The organism is Microbacterium arabinogalactanolyticum (assembly GCF_030268005.1).
Taxonomy (GTDB): Bacteria; Actinomycetota; Actinomycetes; order Actinomycetales; family Microbacteriaceae; genus Microbacterium; species Microbacterium arabinogalactanolyticum.
On record NZ_BRZC01000007.1, the window covers coordinates 202,143 to 225,881 of the forward strand.

The 23,739-nt window shown below is 69.9% G+C and carries 19 protein-coding genes; 7 read left to right on the forward strand and 12 right to left on the reverse strand.

Features of this window, described 5'->3' with window-relative positions; all coding sequences use genetic code 11:
- The first annotated feature begins 18 nt into the window (after window positions 1–18).
- From MIAR_RS12410 to MIAR_RS12420, 3 genes are all read left to right on the forward strand, one after another.
- On the forward strand, window positions 19–1,314 hold the full coding sequence (locus MIAR_RS12410; RefSeq protein WP_285636331.1) for an exo-beta-N-acetylmuramidase NamZ family protein: 1,296 nt from the start codon (window positions 19–21) through the stop codon (window positions 1,312–1,314).
- Window positions 1,314–3,077 (forward strand): serine hydrolase domain-containing protein, encoded by a 1,764-nt coding sequence (locus tag MIAR_RS12415; protein ID WP_285636333.1) that lies wholly within the window; start codon window positions 1,314–1,316, stop codon window positions 3,075–3,077. The genes MIAR_RS12410 and MIAR_RS12415 overlap by 1 nt, the downstream gene beginning before the upstream one ends.
- Window positions 3,078–3,180: 103 nt before the next feature.
- Window positions 3,181–4,155, forward strand: coding sequence for an epimerase (locus MIAR_RS12420; RefSeq protein ID WP_285636335.1), 975 nt, complete (start codon window positions 3,181–3,183; stop codon window positions 4,153–4,155).
- On the opposite strand, the gene MIAR_RS12425 is transcribed toward MIAR_RS12420, so the two are convergent.
- From MIAR_RS12425 to MIAR_RS12440, 4 genes are read right to left on the reverse strand one after another with little or no spacing between them, the layout of a single operon-like run.
- A complete protein-coding gene (locus tag MIAR_RS12425) occupies window positions 4,138–4,521 on the reverse strand; it encodes a PLD nuclease N-terminal domain-containing protein (RefSeq protein WP_285636336.1) in 384 nt (127 codons plus the stop codon). The two genes, MIAR_RS12420 and MIAR_RS12425, sit on opposite strands and share 18 nt — an antisense overlap.
- Window positions 4,522–4,575: 54 nt before the next feature.
- A complete protein-coding gene (locus MIAR_RS12430) occupies window positions 4,576–5,403 on the reverse strand; it encodes a sulfurtransferase (protein ID WP_285636341.1) in 828 nt (275 codons plus the stop codon).
- A 43-nt stretch (window positions 5,404–5,446) separates the two neighbouring features.
- Window positions 5,447–6,376, reverse strand: coding sequence for an aldo/keto reductase (locus MIAR_RS12435; RefSeq protein ID WP_285636344.1), 930 nt, complete (start codon window positions 6,374–6,376; stop codon window positions 5,447–5,449).
- 25 nt (window positions 6,377–6,401) lie between these two features.
- Window positions 6,402–7,364, reverse strand: coding sequence for an acyltransferase family protein (locus tag MIAR_RS12440; protein WP_285636347.1), 963 nt, complete (start codon window positions 7,362–7,364; stop codon window positions 6,402–6,404).
- A gap of 98 nt (window positions 7,365–7,462) precedes the next feature.
- Here MIAR_RS12440 and pgi point away from each other — a divergent pair, with 98 nt between their 5' ends.
- Window positions 7,463–9,142 carry a glucose-6-phosphate isomerase gene (gene pgi / locus MIAR_RS12445; protein WP_285636350.1) on the forward strand — a complete coding sequence of 560 codons (1,680 nt, stop codon included), beginning with the start codon at window positions 7,463–7,465 and terminating at the stop codon, window positions 9,140–9,142.
- Window positions 9,143–9,182: 40 nt separating this feature from the next.
- Here the strand turns inward: pgi and MIAR_RS12450 are convergent, their stop codons facing one another.
- From MIAR_RS12450 to MIAR_RS12485, 8 genes are all read right to left on the reverse strand, one after another.
- Window positions 9,183–10,469 carry a serine/threonine-protein kinase gene (locus tag MIAR_RS12450; RefSeq protein ID WP_285636353.1) on the reverse strand — a complete coding sequence of 429 codons (1,287 nt, stop codon included), beginning with the start codon at window positions 10,467–10,469 and terminating at the stop codon, window positions 9,183–9,185.
- Between the two features lie 112 nt (window positions 10,470–10,581).
- Window positions 10,582–11,772 carry a fatty acid desaturase family protein gene (locus MIAR_RS12455; protein ID WP_285636356.1) on the reverse strand — a complete coding sequence of 397 codons (1,191 nt, stop codon included), beginning with the start codon at window positions 11,770–11,772 and terminating at the stop codon, window positions 10,582–10,584.
- Between the two features lie 85 nt (window positions 11,773–11,857).
- Entirely contained in the window at window positions 11,858–13,564 is a 1,707-nt protein-coding gene (locus MIAR_RS12460; protein WP_285636359.1) for a hydantoinase B/oxoprolinase family protein, read from the reverse strand.
- 1 nt (window position 13,565) lies between these two features.
- Window positions 13,566–15,614, reverse strand: a complete 2,049-nt coding sequence (locus MIAR_RS12465; protein WP_285636362.1) for a hydantoinase/oxoprolinase family protein — start codon at window positions 15,612–15,614, stop codon at window positions 13,566–13,568.
- 114 nt (window positions 15,615–15,728) lie between these two features.
- Entirely contained in the window at window positions 15,729–16,712 is a 984-nt protein-coding gene (locus MIAR_RS12470; RefSeq protein ID WP_285636366.1) for an ABC transporter permease, read from the reverse strand.
- The gene (locus MIAR_RS12475; RefSeq protein ID WP_285636369.1) at window positions 16,709–18,235 is read right to left on the reverse strand and encodes a sugar ABC transporter ATP-binding protein; all 1,527 of its coding nucleotides are present in this window, start codon (window positions 18,233–18,235) and stop codon (window positions 16,709–16,711) included. Before MIAR_RS12475 ends, MIAR_RS12470 begins: the two co-directional genes overlap by 4 nt.
- Window positions 18,236–18,239: 4 nt before the next feature.
- Window positions 18,240–19,277: a sugar ABC transporter substrate-binding protein gene (locus MIAR_RS12480; protein WP_285636372.1), complete on the reverse strand. Its 1,038-nt coding sequence runs from the start codon at window positions 19,275–19,277 to the stop codon at window positions 18,240–18,242.
- 34 nt (window positions 19,278–19,311) lie between these two features.
- Window positions 19,312–19,632, reverse strand: coding sequence for a putative quinol monooxygenase (locus MIAR_RS12485; protein ID WP_285636375.1), 321 nt, complete (start codon window positions 19,630–19,632; stop codon window positions 19,312–19,314).
- A 219-nt stretch (window positions 19,633–19,851) separates the two neighbouring features.
- Between MIAR_RS12485 and MIAR_RS12490 the strand changes: the two genes are divergently transcribed.
- The 3 genes from MIAR_RS12490 to MIAR_RS12500 are packed head-to-tail and all read left to right on the forward strand — an operon-like array spanning window position 19,852 to window position 23,709.
- Entirely contained in the window at window positions 19,852–21,141 is a 1,290-nt protein-coding gene (locus MIAR_RS12490; protein ID WP_285636378.1) for a hydantoinase/oxoprolinase family protein, read from the forward strand.
- Window positions 21,125–22,207 (forward strand): DUF917 domain-containing protein, encoded by a 1,083-nt coding sequence (locus MIAR_RS12495; RefSeq protein WP_285636381.1) that lies wholly within the window; start codon window positions 21,125–21,127, stop codon window positions 22,205–22,207. The genes MIAR_RS12490 and MIAR_RS12495 overlap by 17 nt, the downstream gene beginning before the upstream one ends.
- Window positions 22,204–23,709, forward strand: a complete 1,506-nt coding sequence (locus MIAR_RS12500; protein WP_285636384.1) for a helix-turn-helix domain-containing protein — start codon at window positions 22,204–22,206, stop codon at window positions 23,707–23,709. Before MIAR_RS12495 ends, MIAR_RS12500 begins: the two co-directional genes overlap by 4 nt.
- Window positions 23,710–23,739: the final 30 nt, after the last annotated feature.

The window sequence follows — 23,739 nt, forward strand, 5'->3', positions numbered from 1 at the left end:
ACGAGGAGGAGAAGACTCATGAACATCAGCAGACGAGGACTCTTCGGCGCAGCGGGAGTCGCCGCGGCCACCGCCGCCGGCGCGGCCGTCAACAGCAGCGCCGCCGTCGCGGGCACCGTCCCGGCGGCGGCGACCGGCCGACCGGTGCGGGCCGGCGCCGACATCGCCGCCGGCGACAAGTGGCGCATCCTGTCCGGACGCAGGGTCGGCGTGATCACGAACCCGACGGGTGTGCTGGACGATTTCACCAGCATCGTCGACGACATGATCGCTCGGGGCGTCGACCTGCGTGCGGTCTTCGGGCCGGAGCACGGGTTCCGCGGCACCGCGCAGGCGGGCGAGGCCGAGGAGACCTTCACCGATCCGCGCACCGGGGTCACGGTGTACGACGCGTACGGAGCCACGGTGACGAAGCTCGCCGGCTTCTTCACGACCGCCGCCATCGACACCGTCGTGTTCGACATCCGCGATGTGGGCGTGCGCTTCTACACCTACATCTGGACCATGTGGACGGCGATGCAGGCGGCTTCCCAGGTCGGTGGCCTGCGCTTCATCGTGCTCGATCGTCCCAACCCGCTCGGTGGCCGCGCCCGCGGCCCCGTGCTGCAGCAGGGCTACACCTCCGGCGTCGGCCTGCTGGAGATCTCGCAGCAGCACGGCATGACGGTCGGCGAGCTCGCCCGGTTCTTCAACGCGACCTTCATGGAACGCGCCGGACAGCAGAAGCTGACCGACCTGCAGGTCGTGAAGGCGACCGGCTGGCATCGGCAGATGGTCGGACCCGACCAGGCGGACCGCTGGATCCCGCCGTCCCCGAACATGCCCACCCCGCAGACCGCGACGCTGTACCCGGGGACAGGGATGGTCGAGGCGACCGACTGGTCGGAGGGACGCGGCACGACCCGCCCGTTCGAGCTGATCGGCGCCCCGTACCTCGACCACCGCTGGGCCGAGGCGCTGAACGCACGGAACCTGCCCGGTGTTCAGTTCCGCGAGGCGTACTTCACCCCGATCTCCTCGAAGAACCAGGGCAAGGTGTGCGGCGGCGTGCAGGTGCACATCATCGACGCGGAGAAGGTCGACGCGATCGAGGTCGGCACGCACATGCTCGTCGAGGCGCGCAGGATCTACCCCGAGTTCGCCTGGCGCGGCGACGGCGGCCGGTGGATCGGCCTGCTCACCGGCTCAGGGCGATTCCAGCAGCAGCTGGAGGCCGGGGCGTCCGCGGCCGAGATCATCGCCGCCTGGCAGCCGGAGCTGCAGAGGTTCCGCGACGACACAGAACCGCACCTGCTCTACGGAGGGCCGCGCTGATGGCCGGCAGGAGACGGGCCACGGTCGCGATCGCCGGGCTGACCGCCGCGGGGATGCTGCTCACCGGCGGCATCGCGCCGGCGCTCGCGGACAGCGGGCCTTCCGACGCCCAGGGCAGGACCGGTCAGTTCGACACCCCCTACGCGGGTTTCATGAAGGGCTCCACGATGCTGCGGCACAGCACCCCTGAGGCGGTCCGGCTGGATCCCGCCCCGATCGAGAAGGCCTGGGCGGCGATCGACGGCTTCGCCGCCCCGACTGCTCCGGGCGCCAAGCCGATGTACGCGTCGGCGGTCGGCGTGATGGGCCACCAGGGCAGGATCGTCAGCGAGCATCACGTCGGCGACTCCCTGCTGTACGCGGACGGCACGACCAAGCTGCCCGAGGCACAGCGCATCGCCGCGCAACAGGACACCATCTACGACATGGCGTCGGTGAGCAAGCTGTTCACCTCGATCGTGATCATGCAGCTGGTGGAGGACGGCCTCGTCGATCTGGATGCGACCTACGGCAGCTACGTGCCGGAGTTCGCGAACGGCGGCAAGGAGACGATCACGATCCGGCAGATGCTCACGCACACATCGGGTCTCGTATCGTGGCTGCCGCTGTGGAGCGCGTACTCCGACAAGGATGCGCGCATCCAGGCGGTGATGGACGTGCCGGTGAAGAACCCGCCGGGCACCGTGTACGAGTACTCCGATCTCAACCTCATCTCGCTGGGCGTGCTCGCCGAGCGGCTGACAGGCAAGTCTCTCGACGTGCTGGTCGCGGAGGGCATCACCGCGCCGCTGAAGATGGTCGACACCGGCTACAACCCGGACGCGAGCAAGAAGCCCCGGATCGCTGCGACCGAGTACCAGACCTCCCCCGCCCGGGGCATGGTCTGGGGCTCGGTGCATGACGAGAACGCGTGGAGCCTGGGCGGCGTGGCAGGCCACGCCGGCATCTTCTCCACGGCGGCCGACATGGCGATCCTCGCGCAGACCATGCTCAACGGCGGTACCTACGGGGGCGAGCGGATCCTGTCCGAGGCGTCGGTGCGGGCGATGACCACCGATGAGAACACCGCCTTCCCCGGCGACTCCCACGGTCTCGGCTTCGAGCTGAACCAGCTGTGGTACATGGGCGGGCTCGGCGCCGGCTCCACCGCCGGGCACACCGGGTACACCGGAACGTCGCTGGTGATCGACTTCACGTCGCGGTCGTTCGTCGTGCTGCTGACCAACCGGGTGCACCCGAGTCGCACCTGGGGTTCGAACAATCCGTCGCGTCGTGCGATCGCGCAGGGCCTCGCCGAGGCCCTCGCCGTCTCGCCCCGCAAGGGCAGGACGGAGTGGTTCAGCGGCACCGAGGATGCCTCCGAGCACACGCTCTCGGTCGACGTGGCCGCCGACAGCGGAGTGTCGCTGTCGTTCGACGTGTTCGCCGATCTGGAGTCGAGCGACGTGTTCGCCCTCGAGGCGTCGCCCGACGGCGGGTCGACGTGGTCGCTCGTGCCGTACACGGTGCGCTTCAGCGATCGCGTCATCGAGACCGACGGCACGTTCGACAACCAGGGTCACCGCGATTGGGGCAGGGCCACGGCCACCCTGCCGGACGGCACCGACACGCTGCGCTGGCGGCTCACCACGGATGCCAACACGCAGGGCCGCGGCGCGTTCGTCGACGCGGTCACGCTGCGCGAGGGCCGGCGCGTCGTGCTCAACGGCGAGGCGGACGCCGCGGCGTTCACCGCGGACGGGTTCACCGAGGTCACCCGCTGACGGCAAGGGACGCGCCCCGCGGCATCATCGGATGCCACGGGGCGCGTCCCCGTCCCCGGAACAGTTTCTTGAACATGTTCAAATAACTGGCTAGCCTGGTTCCATGAGTGGAGATGTCGTCGGCGGAGGCAGAGTCGTGATCGGCGGGTCGACCGGGTTCATCGGCCGGCACCTGCAGGAGAAGTACCGCGCCGAGGGACGCGAGGTCGTCACGATCTCCCGCACCGGCGCTGATCTCGGATGGGCGGATCAGGCGGGCATCGACGCCGCCGTGGACGGCGCGAGCCTCGTCGTGGGACTGGCGGGCAAGAGCGTCAGCTGCCGGTACACGCCCGCGAACCGGGCCATGATCCTCTCCTCCCGTCTGGACACCACCGCCGTGCTCTCCACCGCGATCGGCCGGGCCGCCGCTCCCCCGCCGCTGTGGGTCAACTCGTCCACCGCGACGATCTACCGGCATGCCGAGGACCGTCCGCAGACGGAGGCCGACGGCGAGCTCGGCGCCGGATTCTCGGTCGAGGTGGCGAAGGCCTGGGAGCAGGCCCTGCTCGCCGCCGAGCTGCCCGCCACCCGCCGCGTGGCACTGCGCACGGCCATCGTGCTGGGCGACGGCGGCGTGCTCGGCCCGCTCCGCACTCTCGCGAAGGTCGGATTGGGAGGCACGCAGCTCGACGGCCGGTGGCCCGTGACCCGTGCCCGCCGCGCCGCGGGCACCGCGCACTTCCCGGGCGCCCGCGGCGGACGGCAGCGGTTCAGCTGGATCCACGTCGACGATGTCACGGGCATCATCGACTTCCTGGAGCAGCATCCGGAGCTCGACGGCCCGGTCAACGCCGCCAGCCCTCACCCGGTCCACAACAGGACGTTCATGGCAGCGGTCCGGCGTGCGCTCGGCGTGCGCTTCGGCCCGCCCGCACCGCGCTGGATGCTGGAGATCGGGGCGTTCGGTATCCGCACCGAGACGGAGCTGATCCTGAAGAGCCGGTGGGTGCTGCCGGGCAGGCTCGCGGCCGCCGGCTACGTGTTCCGGCATCCGGACCTGGATGATGCGCTGCGCGCGTCAGGCCTCGGGGCCTGAGTCGCCGCGCTCGCGCTCGCGCTTGCGCTTGGCGATCTCTGCGCGCAGCCGCTCCTCCTCGATCTCGCGCTCGAGATCGGCGAGCTGCTGCTCGGTGGTGCGCGTGTCGACGGGAATCGCGGGAGCGGTCGGCTGCGGCGGGTACGCGGTGCGATCGCGCGCGGGCCGCTGCAGGCGGATGCCGCCCTCGGGATACTCTCGCCCGATACCGAACCACAGCACGCTGCCGACGAAGGGCAGCAGGATCACCAGCAGCAGCCAGACGAACTTCGGCATGTACTTCACCTGCGAGTCGTCGCGCCGGATGATGTCCACCAGCGCGAACACCATCAGCGCCAGGACGAGCAGCGAGACCAGGTAACCCATGCGCTCAGAGTAGCCGACGCGGCATCTCTGCCGGGCGGCTGCGGCTGCGGCTGGTCACTCCTCGCCCGTGGCGACGGGAAGCCCGGGCGTGTTCGACCAGGCGCTCCACGATCCCGGGTACACCGTCACCTCACGCCCGGCGAGATCGCCGGCGAGCGCCAGCTGCGCCGCCGTGATCCCGGACCCGCAGTATGCCGCGATCGGCATACTGCCGTCGGCGCCCGCCTCGTCGAATGCCGCCGCGATCTCGGAGGCCGGCCGGAACCGCCCGTCCTCGGTGAGCATCCGCGCGATCGGCAGGTTGCGCGCCCCGGGAATGTGCCCGGGGATCGGGTCGAGAGGTTCGGTCTCGCCCCGGTAGCGCTCTCCCGCACGGGCATCCAGCAGGATGCCCGTCTGCGGCCAGGCCGCAGCACCCGCCGTGTCGATCGTGCCGGTGGCTCCGGGCGCGCCCAGCACGATGTCGCCCTCGGACGCCTCGACCTCACCGGTGGCGATCTCGCCTCCCGCCGCCTGCCAGGCGGGCCACCCGCCGTCCAGCACACGCACATCGTCGAGACCGGCGCGGCGGAGCGCCCACCAGGCCCGGGAGGCCGACAGCATCCGATGGTCGTCGTACACCACCACGGGCACGCCATCTCTGATCCCCCATCGCCGCGCAGCCTCGGCGAGCGCGGCGTCGTCCGGCAGCGGATGCCGTCCCTCACTCGGCTCGCCGTGGCGCGACAGCTCGTGCTCGACGTCGACGAACACCGCACCGGGGATGTGCCCGGCGAGATACTGCTCGCGTCCGTCGTCACGGCCGAGCTGCCAGCGCGCATCGAGCACGCGCACCTCGCCGAGCCGGTCCTTCAGTTCGGCGGCGCTGATCAGGGGGTTCATGTCGGGCTCCTCACTCGGGACGTCTCGCTCGCGGGACGGGCGCTCAGGGGACGATGTGGCCGGCGGCGCGGAACAGCTCGTACCACTCCGAGCGGCTGAGCTCGACATCCGCGCCCGCCGCGGCATCCGCCACGCGCTGAGGCGTGGTCGTGCCGAGCACCACCTGCATGTGCGCGGGGTGGCGGGTGATCCAGGCGGTCGCGATGGCGATCGGCTCGACCGCGTACTTCGCCGCGAGCCGGTCGATGACGGCGTTCAGCTCGGGGTGCTTCGGGTTTCCGAGGAACACCCCGTCGAAGAAGCCGGCCTGGAACGGGGACCAGCCCTGGATGGTGATGCCGTTGATGCGGCAGTACTCGACGATGCCGCCGCCGTCGCGGACGATGCTCTGCTCCTCGCCCGACATGTTCGCCGCGACGCCCTGCGCGATGATCGGCGAGTGCGTGATCGACAGCTGCAGCTGGTTCGCGATGAGCGGCTGGGTGACGGCGGTGCGCAGCAGGTCGATCTGACGCGGGGTGTGGTTGGAGACGCCGAAGGCGCGCACCTTGCCGGCGGCGGACAGCTCGTCGAAGGCCCTGGCTACCTCCTCCGGCTCCACGAGCGCGTCGGGGCGGTGCAGCAGGAGCACGTCGATGTGGTCGGTCTGCAGCGCCTTCAGCGATCCCTCGACCTGGGTGACGATGTGCTCGTACGAGAAGTCGAACATCTGCTCCGAGGGGACGATGCCGCACTTGGTCTGCAGGGTGATCTCGTCGCGCTCGGCGGCGCTGAGCCGCAGGGCCGAGGCGAACCGGTCCTCGCAGACGTGCATGGCGCCGCCGTAGATGTCGGCGTGATCGAAGAAGTCGATCCCCGCGGCGCGGGCGGTGTCGTACAGCTCACGCACCTCGGCGTCGGTCTTGTCGGGGATGCGCATCATGCCGGCGATGACCGCCGGGGCGGCTCCGGATCCGAACGGGACTGACTTCATGGTTCCTCCTGGGTTCACGCCAACGCTACCGCGCGGGGTCGGCCTGTGGCCGCCGCAGCCTGGCCTGTCCCGTGAGCCACGGCGACAGGGGCGTGCGCAGGGCGCCGAGCCCGATCACGAGCGGGATGAGCATCGCCGCGGCGAAGGTCGGCCACGCCGGCCACGGCGTCCAGAGGAACACCGGATGCAGCAGCACGATCGTCAGCAGCGGCAGAGCCAGCAGGGTGCAGACCTGTGAGAAGCGACCGGGCCTCACGACGCCCTCGGCCAGCAGGATCAGTCCGGTCGAGATGGCGGCCGACGCGATCAGCGACAGCGCCGGCGTGCCGTAGTCGCCCTGCTTGATGTCGATGAAGTCCGACAGACCGCTCGCCACGAGCGCGGCACCGGTCGCGATGAGCAGGATGCCTGTGAGCGCGGGCGCGCGCGCCCGGTCGCGCACGCGTCGCAGAGCGTCGCCGACCAGCAGGTAGATCAGGCTCGTGGCGGCCATGCCGATGCCGAGTGGGGTGTCCGAGAGCGCGGATCCCCAGATCCAGCCGGCGACGGCACCGGCGATGCCCAGCATCCACTGCAGCGCGAGCGGCAGGCGTTCGATCAGGCGCAGCAGGAGCGCGGTGAAGAACAGCGTGGAGATGAACCAGAGCGTGATGTACGGCATCCCCGCCACTCCGCCGCCGTACAGACCGCCGAGGAGGCGCTGCAGGGTGTCGGGGAAGCCCATGGACAGCAGCGCGATCGTCAGCAGGACGAACCCCGCCAGGTACGGCCGCGCGAGCGATCGCCAGCGCCGGGTCAGTTCGGCGCGGAAGGAGCGGCCGGGCTTCCACAGATACCCGGAGAGCACGAAGAACACCGCGACGTGCCAGGTGTAGAGCAGGTCGCCGGTCAGATCGCGGGTGAAGACATGCCCTGCGACGATCGCCCCGACCGCGATGATGCGGACGAGGTCGATCGCTCCCGACCGGTTCGGAATCGCCTCGAGCATGCGGCGACGATAGTCCCCGGGGATGTCCGTCTCATGTGCGCCGGCTGGGTTGCGACACGGAGGCGCGGATGCCCGCATCCGGCGCTAACGTTGCATGCATGACCGCTCCGATCGATGCGACCACCACCTCCGCCTGGGCCGAGCTCACGTCCCTCAGCACGGGCTTCTCCCCCGATCTGCGCGGCTGGTTCGCCGCCGACCCGGGCCGTGTCGAGAGGCTCTCGCTGCCGCTGGCAGACCTGCACGTCGACCTGTCGAAGAACCTCGTCACCGACGACATCCTCGCCGCGCTCGTGCGCCTGGCGGAGCAGACCGGCGTCGCCGAGCGCTACGCGGCGATGCTCGCCGGCGAGCACATCAACACCACCGAGGACCGCGCGGTGCTGCACACGGCACTGCGTCGTCCGGCGGGGGCGACGCCCGCGCTGGTCGTGGACGGACAGGACGTGGATGCCGATGTGCAGTCGGTGCTCGACGCGCTCTCCGCCTTCGCCGACCGCGTGCGCTCGGGCGAGTGGAAGGGCGTCACGGGCAAGAAGGTCACGCACGTCGTCAACATCGGCATCGGCGGCTCCGATCTCGGTCCGGTGATGGTGTACGAGGCGCTGAAGCCGTACGCGGATGCGGGCATCCAGGCACGCTTCGTGTCGAACATCGACCCCACCGACCTGGCGCAGAAGACCGCGGACCTCGACCCCGAGACGACCCTGTTCATCGTCGCCTCCAAGACGTTCACCACGCTGGAGACGCTCACCAACGCGCGCCTCGCCCGCGACTGGCTGTGGGCGGGGCTGTCGGCATCCGGTGCCATCGGCGACGACGAGCAGAGCAGGACGGATGCCGTCGCGCACCACTTCGTGGCGGTCTCCACGGCCCTCGACAAGGTCGCCGCCTTCGGCATCGACCCGGCCAACGCGTTCGGGTTCTGGGACTGGGTGGGCGGCCGCTACTCGGTGGACTCCGCGATCGGTCTGTCGCTGGCCGTCGTGTTCGGCCCCGAGGTGTTCCGCGATCTGCTCGCCGGCTTCCACGCCGTCGACGAGCACGTGCGCACCACGCCGCTGGCGCAGAACGTGCCGGTCCTGATGGGGCTGCTCAATGTCTGGTACACGAACTTCCTCGGCGCGCAGTCGCACGCCGTGCTTCCCTACGCGCAGCAGCTGAGTCGCTTCGCCGCGTACCTGCAGCAGCTGACCATGGAGTCCAACGGCAAGTCGGTGCGCTGGGACGGGAGCCCCGTCACCACGACCACCGGTGAGGTCTTCTGGGGCGAGCCGGGCACCAACGGCCAGCACGCGTTCTACCAGCTGATCCACCAGGGCACCCGGCTGATCCCGGCGGACTTCATCGCCTTCGTGAACCCTGCCTATCCGCTGCAGGACGACGGCCGCGATGTGCACGGCCTGTTCCTGGCGAACTTCCTCGCGCAGACCAAGGCCCTGGCGTTCGGCAAGACGGCGGAGGAGGTCGAGGCCGAGGGCACCACGGGAGCGCTCGTGGCCGCGCGCACCTTCCCCGGCAATCGCCCGACCACGTCGATCTTCGCCGATGCCCTCACGCCGCGCGTCCTCGGCGAGCTGATCGCGCTCTACGAGCACATCACCTTCACGCAGGGCGTGATCTGGGGCATCAACTCCTTCGACCAGTGGGGTGTGGAGCTCGGCAAGCAGCTCGCCCTGCAGATCGCCCCTGCGATCGAGGGCGACGCCGATGCCCTGGAGGCGCAGGACGCATCGACCAAGGCCCTCCTGGCGTACTACCGGGCCCACCGCCGCTGAGGCAGGGCGCTCGGTCGCTGAGGCAGGGCGCCCGGTCGCATCAGTGGCCCTTGCCGTGTCCTGAGCTCCCCTGACCCTTCCCCGAGTTGTTGCCCGGGCCCTTGTTCGGGTTCGGCTGACTCGTCGTCGAGCCCTGCCCCGAGGTCGCGCCGGAGCTCGAGGTCGACGTCTGCTGCGCAGCTGGGTCGGCGGGGGGCGATGCTGGCGGAGACGTCTGAGGCGCATGCACGGCGATCCGGGCGGGCGATTCGGCTGCGGGCGCGACGCCGTGGAACCCGAGGAAGGCGATGAGTGACAGCGCCGCCGCCCCCAGCGCCGCGGCGACGGCGATCCGCGTCCGTCGGAAGCGCGGTGGCGGTACGACCGCGGCTGCGGTGTACGCCCGCGTCCGCCCGGTCGGCGCGTCGTCATCGGAGTTCGTCTGCACATCGCGGCGGGATGCCCGGGTGGGGGCCGGAGGGGCGGTGCCGATGCCGCCACCGGAGGTCTCGGTGCGTCGGATCGCCTCGGCCTCCGCTGCCACCTCGGCGGCCGAGGGCCGCTCCGCCGGATCGTCGCGTGTCATGCGTGCGAGCAGCGTTCGCCATCCGGCATCCAGTGATTCCGGAATGGCCGGACGCTCGGTCAGCCGCCGCAGCGCGGTCTGCACCCCACCCGCGACCGGGAACGCCGGCTCGCCGGTGAGCGCCTCGATCAGGACGAGACCGAGTGAGTACACGTCGACCGCGGTCGTCAGATCGGCGACGCGCACCTGCTCCGGCGCCATGTAGGCAGCGGTGCCGATGGCGATGCCCGGCGATGTGCGCCTCGGATCATCGACGTCGAAGGCGATGCCGAAGTCCGTCAGCTTCGCGGAGGCGTGATCGCCGGGGCGGGGTGCTTCGGGCATCAGCACGTTCGAGGGCTTGACGTCCCGGTGGATGATGCCGGCCCGATGCACGGCATCCAGTCCCGCTGCGAGATCGTGGGCGACCGAAGCCGCCTCGACTCCGGACAGCGGCCCGCCGATCAGTCGCGAGGCGAGTGTGGGGCCCTCGACGTACTCCATCGCCAGATAGTGCGGCTGCCCGGGATCGAGTCGCGCGTCGTACAGGGTGACCAGGGAGGGATGCTTCAGATTCGCCAGCAGCGCCACCTCGGTGCGGACCCGCTCCAGCGAGATGGGGGTCTCGTCGGCTTGACGCAGCAGCTTGATCGCCACTGTTCTGCCCAGCAGCAGATCCTCGGCGCGGTACACCATGGACGTCGCCCCTCGTCCCACGCACGCTTCGAGGCGATATCGACCGTCGAGCAGCGACTGCGTCGCCTGATCGTCGATGGCAGGCATCGATCACTCCTGAATCCTGCGGCTCGGGTGCCGCACGTCTGGAGACTCTAGGACGGCGTCGCGCGTTCGGCTTCCGCATTGACTGCGCGGCCGAGATCTGCAAGGAGCGGGATCACACCCGACGGTACTGGGCGGTGATCGGGCAGTCGAAGGGATCGCGTGCGGCGAGGCCGACCCGGTTCAGGTAGCGGACGACGATGCCGTAGGACTGCAGCACGGTCGTCTCGGTGTACGGCACGTCATTCGCCGCGCAGTAGTCTCGGACCACCTCGCGGGCGCGGGAGAGGTTCAGACGCGACATGCTCGGGAAGAGGTGATGTTCGACCTGGTAGTTCAGGCCGCCGAACAGCCAGGTCGCCCACCAGCCGCCGGTCACGTTGCGCGAGGTGCGCACCTGCTTCGAGAAGAAGTCGAGCCGCGCGTCCGGGGAGATGATCGGCATGCCCTTGTGGTTCGGGGCGAAGGAGGCACCCATGTAGACGCCGAACACGGCCAGCTGCACGCCCAGGAACGCGAAGGCCATCCCCACGGGAAGGAACAGGAACAGCGGCGTCAGCAGCAGAGCGAACCGCAGGGAGATGATGCCGATCTCGGTCCAGCGCCCCTTCACGCGACCGGGCGTGACCAGATGCACCACGCTCAGACGATGCAGGTTCAGTCCTTCCAGCGTGAGCAGCGGGAAGAACAGCCACCCCTGGCGCTGCGTGATCCAGCGGATGACCCCGCGGGAGCGGGCCGCGTCCTCGTCGAGGAAGGAGATCGTGTCGACCTCGATGTCGGGGTCCTTGCCGACCATGTTCGGGTTGCCGTGGTGCTTGGTGTGCTTGGAATCCCACCAGGAGTAGCTCATGCCGATGAGCCCCGCGAGCACGCGTGCGAGACGGAAGTTCGCCGGGCCCGACGAGAGGATCTGCCGGTGCGCGGCCTCATGTGCGAGGAAGGCGACCTGGGTGAACAGGATGCCGAGCGCGGCCGCGATGAGCAGCTGGAACCAGCTGTCCCCCAGCAGGATGAAGCCGGTTGCGCATCCCGCGAAGCCGAGCAGCAGAGCGACCCCCACCAGCGTGTAGAACACCGGCGTGCGCCGCAGCAGGCCCAGATCGCGGATGACGTTCAGCACATCCTTGTAGGCGCGCGCCATCGGCGGGAACTCCGTGGTGCCGGAGTACGTCTGTCGGATGCGTCCCTGGGCGGGAGCGGTGGTCTTGATCGTGTCGACCTGAGCGAGTGAGATGGTGCTCTCCTGTCGATCGGAGCCCTTGAGCTTTGGAAGCCAAGGGCGGATGCCGATCGCTGTCCTCATGCTACGCGGGGCGATATGCAGCAGGCGGCATGTGCTCGGGGGGCGGTGGTGCGCCCGGAGACCCCGGACGCACCACCGCGGAGACTCATCGACCCCGGATCGCGGCCGTCGCCTTCTCGTCGACGCCGAAGTCGGCCGTCACTACCACGCCGTAGTCGCGTTCCGCCGAGCGGTGCGAGACGAATCCGTTTCGCACGTCGTGCGCGACGGCGACGGGATCACGGCGCAACGGGTCTCCGTACCCGCCTCCCCCGCCGGTCTGGTTGACGAGCACGTCGCCCGCTTCGAGCCGGTTGTAGCTGCCGCCCTGCACGACCTCGCGGTCGGTGCCGGGGTTGAGCACGACCCGATTCGGCTTCCCGACCGCGCCGCCGTCGATCGCCCACGGCTCCGTCTTCGTCTTGTAGACGAGGCAGATGCCGGTGGCTGGTGCTGTGAAGCGGTACGACCGGCTCACTCCGACCCCGCCGCGGTGCTCGCCTGCACCGCCCGTGTCGGCGCGATAGCCGTAGTGCTCGATGATCATCGAGGACTTCGCCTCGAGCACCTCGACCGGGTTGTTGCGGCATCCGGGCTCCGAGAGGTGCATGATCCCGTCCTCGCCGTCGTGGCGCGCGGTGCCGCCGAAGCCGACGGCTTCGTTGGTCGCCTCCTGCCACGGCTCGCCGGTGCGCGGGTTCACGCCGAGGCCCATCATGGAGCACACGTCGCCGCCCGAGCAGGCGGGCACGAGCTCCGGCATCCCCTGAGCCAGGGCCTTGAGGATCACCTCGCCGGCGAGGAGGCCGGTCCAGAGAGTGAACGTGGGCATCGGCGACACCGCGTGCATGACCGAGCCGGGCACGGTGACCACGCGCAGCGGGGCGAAGTTGCCCGCGACGACCGGGGAGTCCGGCGTCGTGAGCGACTTGAAGATCAGGCTGGAGAGCGCCTCGGTCTGCCCCGGCGGCAGGTTGATGGGACCCTCGACGTTCTCGGCGCTGCCGGTCCAGTCGACGACCATCTCCTCGTCGGACACCGTCACAGTGCACTGCAGCCTGACGAGCTCGTCCTTGTTGATCCCGTCGTCGTCGACGTAGTCCACTGCGCTCCACGTGCCCTTCGGCAGCTTCGCGAGCGCGAGCCTGGCGAGCTTCTCACCGTGCTCGTTGATGGTCGCCATCGCCTCGGTCAGCGTGCCGACGCCGTACTTGTCGGCGAGCTCCTGGGTGCGGCGCACCCCGGTCACGCACGCCGAGACCTGCGCCTGGATGTCGCCGATCGTGTGCTTCGGCATGCGGCTGTTGAACCGGATGATGTTGAACACGTCCTCGTTGCGCTCGCCCCTGCGATACAGCTTCGACGCGGGCAGCATCAGCCCCTCCTGCGAGCGGTCCGTGGAGTCGAGGACGTAACCGGGGTCCTTCTGGTTCAGGTCGGTCACGTGCACGCGGCACGAGGCGAAGCCGATCAGCTCGTCGTCCACGTGGATCGGGGCGAAGACGAGGGGGTCGAGGGTGTGGGCGCTCGACCAGTAGGGGTAGTTGATGATGAAGACGTCGCCGGGCTCCATGGCGTCGACGCCCAGGAACTCCATCGAGTGCTTGATGCCGGCGTCGTTGCCCCTGGTGAACACGGCGATCCCCGGTGCGTCGGCGACCACATCGCCGTTGGCGTCGTGGATGCCGATGCCGTAGTCGTGGATCTCGTAGACCACGGTGTTGTAGGCGGTGCGGCACAGGTTGCGCGCGACCTCCTCTGCAGCGGCCAGCAGGCCGTGCCTGATGATCTCGGTGGTGATGGCGTCGGCCACGTCAGGCTCCCTTCTTCGCGTACTGGATCGAGATGATGAGTTCGCCGTATGCGCCGACCTCGAGTCGGTCACCGGCATGCAGCACGGTCGTCGCCGTGTGCTCGGTCACGACGGCGGGACCCTCGAGGACATCGCCGGCCATGAGCTCCTCGCGCGAGACGAGCGCGTACTCCGCCGTCTCGTCGCCGTCGAGCACGACCGTGCGCGTCCGCAGCGCGGGCGCTCCTCCGTCGGGGCGGGGCGCCGCCTTCGGCAGATCGGGCTTGTCGACCACGCCCACCGCACCCAGGCGAAGAGTCGTCGTCTCGATGGGGTCGTCCATGGTGTGCCCGTACTGCCGCAGATGCAGCCGGTCGAACTCCGAACGGATGGCCTCGCGGGGATCGCTGCCGTCCTCGGGGTAGTCGACCGTGACCGAGTGCTCCTGGCCCGAGTACCGCACGGCGACCACCCGGTGGAAGATCATCCGGTCGTCGTCGAAGCCCTCGGCGCGCAGGGTCTCCCTCGCCTCCGCCTCCATGCCGGCGTACAGGGCGTCGGCCGCCTCGGCGTCGAGGTCCTCGAGCGCCTGCAGGCTCGTGCGCGAGTAGTCGTGCTGCACATCGGCCATCAGCATCCCGAGCGCCGAGAACGCCCCCTGTCCCGGGGGCACGATCACCTCGGGGATCCCGAGCTCGCGGGCCACGTCGACCGCGACGAGGCCTCCGCCGCCGCCGAACGACAGCAGTGCGAAGTCCTTCGGGTCGTGCCCGAGCTCGATGGTGATCGCGCGGACGGCGCCCATGATCTTGGTGTTCGAGATCTGCACCATGCCCCGCGCCAGCTGGGTGACGCTGAGCCCGAGGGCCTCGGCGATCGGGGCCAGCGATTCGAGCGACTTCTCGCGGTCGAGCGTGAGCTCACCGCCGAGCGGGGTGTCGGTGCCGAGGTAGCCGATGGCGAGGGCGGCATCCGTGAATGTCGGCTCCGTCCCGCCGCGGCCGTACGCGGCCGGTCCCGGCATCGCCCCGGCGCTCTTCGGCCCGACCTGCAGGGCGCCCGCCTCATCCAGGTAGCCGAGCGAGCCGCCGCCCGCGCCGATCGTATGGATGTAGAGCGACGGAGTGTTGATCGGAAGGCCCTCGAACTCCGCGCCGTGATAGAGGACGGGGTTGCCGTCCTGCACCAGCGAGGCGTCGAGGCTCGTGCCGCCCATGTCGATGGTGATGAGGTTCGGCCTGCCGATCAGCTTCGCGAAGGCGGCGGCGCCGACGACGCCGCCGGCCGGGCCCGACAGGATGAGGTTCACGGGCTGCTCGCGCGCCGCCGAGGCGGTCATCGCTCCGCCGCCCGAGCGCGACATGAGGAAGCGCCCGTCGAATCCGCGCCGCTCGAGCTCACCCTCGAGCGCCTTCAGGTAGCTGCGCATGATCGGCTTGATGTAGGCATCCAGCACCGCGGTGCTGGTGCGCTCGTACTCGCGGTACTCGCGGGAGAGCTCGTGCGACAGCGTGACCTCGACCCCCGGTGCCTCCTCCACGAGGATCTCGCGCATCCGGAGCTCATGCGCGGGGTTCGCATAGGCGTGCAGGAACGCGACCGCGACCGCGTCGTACCCTCGGCGCAGGATCTCGCGCGCGACCTCGCGCGCATCCTCGTCGTCGAACGGCGTCGCCACCGAGCCGTCGAACATGCAGCGCTCGGTCACCTCGAAGGTGTCGTAGCGCTCGAGCAGGGCCTCTGGCTTGCGATAGGCGATGTCGTACATCACCCGGCGGTCGGTGCGGCCGAGCAGGTAGACGTCGCGGAAGCCGCGCGTCGCGATCGTCGCGATGCGTGCACCGGTGCGGGTCAGCAGGGAGTTCAGGCCCAGGGTGCTGCCGTGATTGAAGGTCGAGACATCTGCGGGGTGCGCTTCGGCCTTCTCGAAGGCCGCCAGCACGCCGGCGGTCGGTTCGCTCGGCGTGGTCGGCACCTTCTCGAAGCGGAGCTCGCCGGTCTCGGGGACGAGTTTCACCACGTCGGTGAACGTTCCTCCGACGTCGATGGCGATTCGGACGTTCTCGGACATGACACGGTCCTTCCGTATTGGGGTCGTTGAGGGTTTCAGGGCAGCCTGCGGAGACCCGGGGTCGACCGGGCCGTTCGTCGCGGGTGCCGCAGGGGCGGAATGGGGAGAGGGTTGCTAGCGCTTGCCGCGGCCGGCCGCGGCGAGGCCGACGGCCGCGAGGATGATGAACCCGGTCACCATGTCCTTCAGCTGCGGGTTCAGGTTCAGCAGGTCGAAGCCGTTGCCGATCAGGGCGATGAGGAAGACACCGGCGACAGAGCGCCAGACGGCTCCGATGCCGCCGTAGATGCTCGTGCCGCCGAGGATCACGGCCGCGATCGCGCTCAGCTCGAGCCCGGCGCCGGCGAGCGGCTGTCCGGACGCGATGCGCGAGACCCCGATCGCCGCGGCCGTACCGGCCGCGAGCCCGCTGATCACGAACACCAGGACCCTCGTGCGGGCCACGTGAATGCCCGACAGCTCGGCCGCCTCCGCGTTGCCGCCGACGGCGTACACGCGACGGCCGAAGAGGGTCCGCGAGAGCAGGAACCACAGGATCGCGACCGCGACGATCATCACGAACACCGCGATGAAGATGCCGCCGACGCGGTTGCGCCCCAGAGCGGTGAAGCCCGGCGTCGTCACGGTGATCAGGCTGCCGCCGGTGATGAGCACCGCGACCGTCGTGAAGATCATCGAGGAGGCCAGAGTCGCGAGGAAGGAGTGCACCCGGAGTCGGGTGATGACGGTGCCGTTGAACGCGCCGAGGACGATGCCGATGAGGGGCGCCGCACCGAGGGCGAGCGCGACATCGCCCGTGCTCACCGCGAGCCATGCCGCCACGACGCCGGCCACGCTGTAGATCGCGCCGGTCGACAGGTCGAAGTTGCCCGAGATGATCACGAACGTCCCTGCGGCGGCGATGATCACCAGCGGAGCGTTCTGGTTCAGGATGTTGACGATGTTGCCGAACGTGAAGAACGACGGCGACAGCACGGCGAGCGCGACGAGCACGGCGACGAGCAGGAGCAGGACCGCGTACTCGATGACGAGCTCCTTCGGCGAGAACTTCCTGCTGGCGCGGGTCCGCGTCACGGTGGTGTTTGCGGCCTCGGTCACGCTGCCGCCTCCTCTCCGGTGGTCACGTGGAAGAGCCGGAACAGCACGTCCTCCACGGTGGTCTGCTCGGGGACGATCTCCCCGAAGGTCTGGCCGTTGGAGACCAGGTAGGCGCGATGGGCGAGCTCCATGATCTCCTCGTGCTCCGACGAGATCAGGAGCACGCCGATGCCCTCCGCGGCGAGTCTGACGATGAGCTCGTAGATGGTGCGCTTCGCTCCGACGTCGACGCCTCGAGTCGGCTCGTCGAGGATGATCAGCTTCGGGTCCGCGGCGAGCGCCTTGCCGAGGAGGGCCTTCTGCTGATTGCCTCCCGAGAACCATCCGACAGGCAGCTCGATGTCGGGTGGCCGGATCTCGAGCGACTCCGCGAGCTCACGTGCCGTGCGCTTCTCGCTCCTGCGGTCGACGATCCCGCCCCGCGCGCGGGCCGGGAGACTCGCGAGACCGATGTTCTCGCGCACCGATCGCTGCAGGACGAGGCCGTCCTTGTGGCGGTCCTCCGAGACGAGCACGAGGCCTGCATCGATCGAGTGCTTCGGGGTCCGCCCGGTCCAGTCGCGGCCACCGAATCGGATCTCGCCGGAGACGACCTCGTCGAGGCCGAACACGGCACGGAGGCATTCGGTCCGCCCGCTGCCCACGAGGCCGAGCAGTCCGACGATCTCGCCGGGGCGCACCTCGAAGCTCATCCGCTCGACCCCGGTCGTGGTGCGGAGCTCCCGCACCGTGAGGAGCGGGTCGGATGCTTCGGGGAGCGGCGGACGGTCGGGGTACGCCTGCTCCATCTCGCGGCCGAGCATCGCGGTCACCAGATCGTGCTTCGACACCGAGGCCGCGTCGACCGTCGCGATCCGACGCCCGTCCCGCATCACGGTGATACGGTCGGCGACGCCGAGGACCGAGTCGAGGAAATGCGAGACGTAGATCACGCAGCACCCTCTGTCCCGGAGCGTCCGCATCAGCTGCTCGAGCTGCGCCATCTCGTGCGCGGTCAGGGACGAGGTGGGCTCATCCATCACGATGATCCGGGCATCCCTGGCGAGCGCCCGCAGGATCTCCACCTTCTGCTGATCGGCGATGCGCAGATCGCGCACCTTCTCCCCCGGGTCGAGGCCGAATCCGACCTGCGCGTCGAGCGTCGCGAAGCGCGCGGCGAGGTTGCGCCGCTCGATGCCGAAGCGGTGCTCCTCGACACCGAGGAAGACGTTCTGGGCGACGGTGAGGTCGGGGACGAGCGCCAGCTCCTGGGCGATCATCGCGATCCCCTGCTTCTGCGCGATCCCCGGGTTCCACCGGTCGACGGGGGCGCCGTCGACGACGACCTCGCCCCCGTCGGCCGCGTAGATGCCGGCGATCACCTTGCCGAGGGTCGACTTGCCCGCGCCGTTCTCTCCGACGAAGGCGTGGACCTCCCCGCCCCGGACGTCGAGCGACACGCCGTCGAGCGCCTGGGTCGCGCCGAACCGTTTGTCGACTCCCCGGAGTTCGACGAGAACGGGTCCGCTGGCAGCATCCTGCATCAGATCAGCCGTTCCACTCGCCGGTGAAGTCGGGCGCCGCTTCGAGGTCGTCCTTGGTCGCCATCGGGGGGAGGTCGACGAGCGTGTCGGCGTCGACGACGGCCTGCACCTTCTCGCCGCGCAGCCTGTTGATCAGCTGCTCGAGTGCGGCCTCACCCATGCTGACCGGGTAGTTCAGGTAGTCGTTCGTCCACTTCCCCTCGCGCACGGCCTTGACGGCCTCCGTCGTTCCGCCTCCGCCGGTGAGGAAGATCGACGAGGGGTCGATGCCGGCGTTCTCGAGCGCGATCTGCGCTCCCAGCGTCTGCTGGTCGGCGTTGCTGAGGATGCCGTTGATGTCCTTGTTGGCCTGCAGCAGATTCGACACCGCGGTGAGCGACTTGTCGCGATCATAGGCGCCCTCGACGGTGCCGACGATCTCGATGTTCTTGTGCGCGCCGAGGACGTCCTTCCAGGCCTTGATGCGTGCGACGTCGAGCGGAGAGTTCAGCAGTCCTGCCAGCAGGCCGATCTTGCAGGGGTCGATGTCCTTGCAGTACTCGACGACGGTCTCCGCCTGGCGCTTCGCTCCGGCCGACGGCGGCGAGGCCACGGTCGAGACGACGCCCTCGGTCTGCGGCTCCATCTTGTCGATGTCCGGTCCGATGGGGTTCAGCACCGACACCACGGGGATGTCGTTGCCCAGTGGGAAAGCCGCAGCCAGGCCCGGTCCGTCCTGGGGCACGACGATGACGCCGCTCGCCTGGCCGGTCGTCCCTGCGTTCTGCAACTGCGAGAGCTGGGTGTTGGCGTCGAACTGGCCGTCCTGGATCTTGGTCGTGATCGTGATGCCGAGCTCCTTCTGCAGCTCCTTCGCCTTCTTCTGCACCCCCTCGTACACGGCCTGGTTGTAGCCGTTCTGCGACGAGGAGGCGAGGAAGACGATCGAGAAGCTGTCGCCGTCGCCGCTTCCGCCGGGTCCGCCGTCGGAACTGCAGGCTGCGAGGGAGACGCCGAGCGCGAGCACGCCGGCGCCGGCGATGATCCGTGGGAGGTGCGTCATTGCATTCTTCTTTCGTGAGGGGTTCGGGTGGGATTCAGATCTCGGTTCTGGAGACGCGGTGGTCGACCTCGTAGAGGCGCCCGACGCCGATCCGTGCGTCGGCGAGCAGCGCCGACAGCTCGGGGGCGGTGCGCGCGCGGTTCGGGTGGTCCAACCACTCCTGGTAGGCGGCCTCGTCCGGCCAGACGGCGGTCACGATGATCTCGCCCGATCCGTCGACCGCCGTGGCGATCTCCGAGCTGAAGGCGCGGGTCAGGTCGAGTGACTCCTGCAGGATCGCCTCGCGGCGGTAGAGCTCCAGCACGGAGTCCGCCTGCGCCGGCGTCGTGTGCAGGGTCAGGACTGAACGGATCATCGGGTCTCGTACTCCATCGTCTCGATCGTCTGGGATGCCGCGTCGCGTCTGTCATCGTCGGGTTACGCGGCGCTGCTCCATGAAGGTATCCGCATCGCATCCCGCCCATCTGTGCGTAATGCACATTGCGGATGCCGCAAGAAATGCAAAAGAATGAAACTGCTGATGCGCGGCGGCTCTAGCGTTGCGTCCGGACAGAGGATCGCGAAGGAGCGGACGATGCGTGTCGGAGTGAGAGTGCACGAGCGGCGCGTCACCGCCGCCCTGCTGCACCCCGACGGTACGTATACGGCCGACGAGACACCGGTCCGCGCCGACGGAGTCGAGGCGTCCATCGACCGGCTGCTCGGACGGATCGCGCGGTCGGCGCCGACGGTCTCGTCGATCGCCTTCGACGTCAGCGACGCGCTGCACCTCTCCGAGGTCGCACCCCTCACCGTGGTCCGCATCGCGCCGAGGCCGCCCGTCGCGCTCGCGGATGAGCCGCGGGTCGGTGACGCACCGATCATCCATGTGCGCGGTGGTCATACGACGCTCGGCGAGGAGCTGGCGCCGTTCGACACGGCCGGCTTCCGCGCATCCGCCGCCGCGATCCCACCGGGGTCCCGCGTCGTGATCACGAGCGTCGGCGCACTCGTGAACCCGGCGCACGAGCTCGCCGCGGGCGAGATCCTTCTCGAGCTTGGCGGTCCGCTGAGCGTCGTGTTCTCGCACGCCTTCGCAAGCAACTCCTTCGCGACGCGGGAGCACACCGCGATCCTCAACGATGCCCTCGTGCCCGACGCCGAAGCACTCGCCACCGCGCTCGCGCTGGTCGCCGGCCGCAGGTTCCCCGACGCGCGCCTCTCGGTCACGAGGAATGACGGGGGCCGCGTGCCGTTGAGCAGGCTCCCCGCAGAGCCGATCCACTCCGCGTTCTCGGGCGCACCGGTGGATTTCCTCGGCGCTGCAGCGCTCTGCGGATTGGACGACGGCGATCTCGTGCTCGCGTCGGATGACGGCCTGGCGCTCGGGACGCTGCGCGCCGGAGCGCCGGCTGTGATCCCGCGCCTGCACTGGAAGGGAGCCCGCCTGTCGACCCAGGCCGCGCACCTGGTCCCGGCGACCGAGATCCTCCTGCACGGGAGGACCACGACCCCCCGCCTCGTCCGCGTCGCCGGAGCTCCGCTGCCGGGCTGGCTCGAGGGCGGTGAGGTCGTGGAGACGGACCACGATCTTCGCGCGCTGGGAGCCGCCTGCGCTCCGCTCTCCGATTGGGCGCTCGGCACTGTCGGCGCCGTGAACGCCGCGGAGATGGCGCACGAGCTGCAGGCGGCCGAGGCGCGCGTCCGGGCCAGGCTCGCGGCGTTCGGTGCACTCCCGTCTTCTGTGCGCATCCTCGAGTCGCAGCTCGTGGCCACGACCTACGAGCACGCCAGGGTGGTCTCGGTCCGCGTGCGCGGCGTCGCCGGGGATCCCGTCGGGGGTCTGCTCACCGGCAGGAGGGCGCGCCATGCGGCTCAGCGCTGAGGATGTCAGGCACCTGCGCACCGGTGCGCTCTTCCTCGCCTGCGCGGCCGATCCCGAATGGTGCGACGAGCAGCAGGATCGGATCCTCGCGCGGATGGAGGGCGGCGACACCGCCCCGGAGCTGCTCGGCGTCGAGGAATTCGACGAGGACGCCCTGGTGGCAGCAGTCGGGTTCGTGAACAACGGGCTCCCGCTCTCCGAGCTGCGCCCTGCCGGCGACGAGTTCGTCAGCAGCGTCGAACTGCTCGAGCGCGAGCTGGGGCGCCGCATCGAGGGACTGTTCCCTCTCGCCGCTGCGAACGTGAACTCGATGGTCCCGCTGCTGACCGGGATGCAACTCGACCGCCCGGTGGTCGACGCCGACCCCATGGGGCGGGTGTTCCCGCTACTGTTCCAGTCCGTGTTCACCCTCGCGGGGCTCCCGGCCGGCCCCCTCGCCGCGACGGGACCGGTCGGCGAGTCCGCGTTCCTGCGGGTGCGCGAGCCCCGGCGTGCGGAGCGCCTCGTCCGGGCGCTCGCCGAGGAATTCGGCGGCTGGTCGGCGACGGCGCTCTATCCGATGACGGCGAGGGATCTCGCCAGGACCGGAGTGCTCGGCAGCGTGTCGCGGATGGTGCGCATCGGCAGGATCCTGGACTCCGATGCGAGCGCGAGTGCGAAGCACCAGCAGCTCCGGCGCAGCGAGGGCGTTCGCCGGATCATCCGGGCGAGAGTCGCCGACGTCGCCGGGCTCTCGCGACCCGCTCCGGCGGGCGAACCGGACCACCCGTCGAGCGTCGTGCTCATCGAGGAGTCCCAGGGTCGCTTCGTGCAGCTGGAGATCCAGAACGAACTTCTTCTGCTCATGGTCGACGGCACGCCCGAAGCGGTCATCCCGGACATCATCACGATGCTGCATCCCGACGACGGCCGCGTCGCCAGCCTCGACGACCTGTGGGTCGGCAACACCCTCGACCTCGTCGTCCTCCCTGCCGCCGGCCAGTGGTACACACCGGAGGGCCGGCGTCTGGCGGCCCCGGAGACGCTGCACTCCCTGCTCCCCGACCGCGGAAGGGCCCCGAGATGAACCGATCCTCCGCGGGAGCCGTCGAGCTGCGCGACCTCATCGACACGCGCGATCTCGCCGGCCTCTCGGTGCTGCACCTCGTCTCGGGCCGCAGCCCCGTGCGTGATCTCGCCCTCGTCGCCGACTTCGAGGACATCAGTTCGGTCGGCCCCGACACCGTCGTGCTCCTCGCTCCGGGTGGCGCGCGAGGGGGCTGGATGATCTCGGCGGCGCTGCGCTACGCGTGGGAACGGCGTGCGTGCGCGCTCATCGTCCCGGAGCAGCCGTTCACCGCGTCGGTCATCGAGCTCGCGAAGCGCCTGGAGGTCTCGCTGCTCACCACCCGACGCGATATGACCCGCCTCGCGATCGATGCGGCGATCCGGATCGGCGCCGCGCGTGCCGAGGCGATGGTCCGCGTGCGCGCCGTCGTCGATCGGCTGGCGACCGTCTCCGGGCCCGCGCAGGCCGTCGACATGCTGTCGGACGAGCTCAGCGGAGCGCAGGTGTGGATCGAGTCCTCCGGGGCTCGCACGTTCGCGTCTCCGATGCCCCGCGAGGGCGATCCCGACCCTCGAGCCATGTCGGTCGTCCGGGCCAGGCTCGCGCCTCGGGCCGAGGAACAGGACCTGGTGCTCGCCAGGGTTCCCACACATGCGGTGGTCTTCGGCGAGCAGCTGCTTGCCGGGGCCGCACCATCGCTCAGGGCTCTGCTTCTCGAGCAGCGCCTGAACGCCACCCGGACTTCGCTCCCCGCCATCTCGATCACGGCGCTGACCGGGTTCGCACCGATCGCCACGTTCATGGAGCCGTCGGAGCCGCAGGACGAACAGCGCGCGCGGCTGCCGCTCGACGGCGCCTTCCTGGCAGTGTGCCTGCTCGCCGAGGCGCCGGATCGCCTGGGCGCCCTCGTGCACCAGCTCTGGCACCTCGCCTTTCCCGAGGCGCCGCTCGCCCGATTCGAAGGCGGCTGGATCGGCTTTCTTCCCGTCGGCGATACCACCGAGCAGCGGGCGGAGACGCTGGCACGGGTGAGAAGCGGGTTCGTGCGCGCCGCGGGCGTCCCGATCACCGGAGGCTGCTCAAGAGTCCACCGTTCCGCAGGGAGCGCTAAGCACGCGGTCCGCGAGGCCTGGCTCGCCGCGCGTCTCGCGGATGCCGCGGGGGCGACACCCGAGGCGCCCAGCTCCGACGCCTTCGTGGAGTTCGACCACGCGCCGCTGCACCTGCTTGAACGTGTCGTGCCGGCGGATCTCGCCGATCAACTCGTCGAGGCGCTGTTCCCGCAGCTCGTCGCCGATCCCTCGGCTCCCCGCCTCATTGAGGCAGTGCTCGGCTACCTGTCGGCGAACGGGTCGATATCGACCGCCGCCGCGCGTCTCGGTCTGCACCGCAACACCGTGCAGACCAGGCTTCAGCGCGCCGCCGCGCTCGGCGTCGACCTCACCGAGCAGGCGAACGTGCTCCCCGTGCATCTGCTCTTCGCGGCGATGCATCGCGCGGGCCCCCGCGCGGACGTGTGAGAAGCCTCGGCGGACACGACGAAGGCCCCG